The sequence below is a fragment of the Novosphingobium organovorum genome, assembly GCF_022832435.1.
GTDB lineage: Bacteria > Pseudomonadota > Alphaproteobacteria > Sphingomonadales > Sphingomonadaceae > Novosphingobium > Novosphingobium organovorum.
Map to the genome: position 1 here is coordinate 1 of NZ_JALHLF010000242.1, position 1,092 is coordinate 1,092.

Here is a 1,092-nt window from a genome sequence, read left to right on the forward strand (position 1 = left end):
ACAGCATTCAGTCGAGCTTTGGGCAACGTCTCCTAACCACCCATCCCGGCTGATGACCGTTCGGATCGACAAGCCTAACCGGACAGACGGCTTCCTGGCGCGCAAGATCGGCCCTTGAGCGACCGACAAGGGCGCGTGGGCGCCAACGCGCCCCTTGAAAACAATGGCTTGGAAACCGGCGGCATTCGCTTCACAGTAGGCCATGGCTGTGACGCTACTTCCCCATTCCGATGGCCACTCGTCGTCGCTGGAGTTTGCACCGGACGACGTCGAGTTGGTGCGGCAAGCCATCTTCGACCTGTTCGGTGAGGCCGCCAGCCAGCGGGGGCTCACATACTCCACGATGGAGTTCGGCGGCGAGAAGTTCTTATTTCAAAACGAGTGGGAAGACCCCTGCTTGATCGCTTCCACGGAAGCAGGTCGCACCCTGCTCTTACAGATTGAGCGGCGGCTTTCGACGGCGACCTCGTAGCCCGTCTACGGGCTGAATGGCCCGATACGGGCCAGCGCCACATTCCCCCCGTTGCCGTCCTTCGATTAACTCGCGTAGCGGAGCAATTCCGCCCTGAAACTCTCTACCGCTTCACGGTCATCTGACCATATCCAGAGATGGCTAAGAATAGTCTCATAGTAGACCCAAAGGGAGGATGAGCCCCACTTTGCATCAGATGCGATGTAATCCTCGTATCTGTCATATTCGGGCAAAACGATGCCAGCTTCCGGGTGGTCTACGCCAAAGCGCTCCAATATTCTTCGATGGGGCGCTTCGTCATCAAGGAGGTCGGTCCACATGTGGAATCCCCAACCGGCCGTCCCGGTGCTGCCGTATTTGGGCGACGCAGAAACTTCCTCGATATTTGAATAGAGTGCCATCAGATGAAACGTAATCGAGGCGATGGCCGCTTACCAGCCATCTTGGCTACTGTCCCACCGAGACGGCGCGGGAAAGCGGTCGGTCGGCTCCCTGGCTCGTCAATTCGGCCCCGGAACGCCCGACTTGGGCGCGCAGCCGCCAATGGCAAACGCAGGCGTTGCAGTCACCGTGCGCGCTTGTCAATGGGTACCGAAGTTTCCGCAGATGTGGGCGTCCAA

General features: G+C 59.1%; 2 protein-coding genes. One reads left to right on the forward strand and one right to left on the reverse strand.

The window, feature by feature from the left end:
- Positions 1 to 202 precede the first annotated feature (202 nt).
- On the forward strand, positions 203 to 472 hold the full coding sequence (locus tag MTR62_RS21015) for a hypothetical protein (protein WP_244024611.1): 270 nt from the start codon (positions 203 to 205) through the stop codon (positions 470 to 472).
- Positions 473 to 537: 65 nt separating this feature from the next.
- Here MTR62_RS21015 and MTR62_RS21020 read toward each other — a convergent pair whose 3' ends face one another.
- Positions 538 to 873, reverse strand: a complete 336-nt coding sequence (locus MTR62_RS21020) for a hypothetical protein (RefSeq protein WP_244024613.1) — start codon at positions 871 to 873, stop codon at positions 538 to 540.
- Positions 874 to 1,092 lie beyond the last annotated feature (219 nt).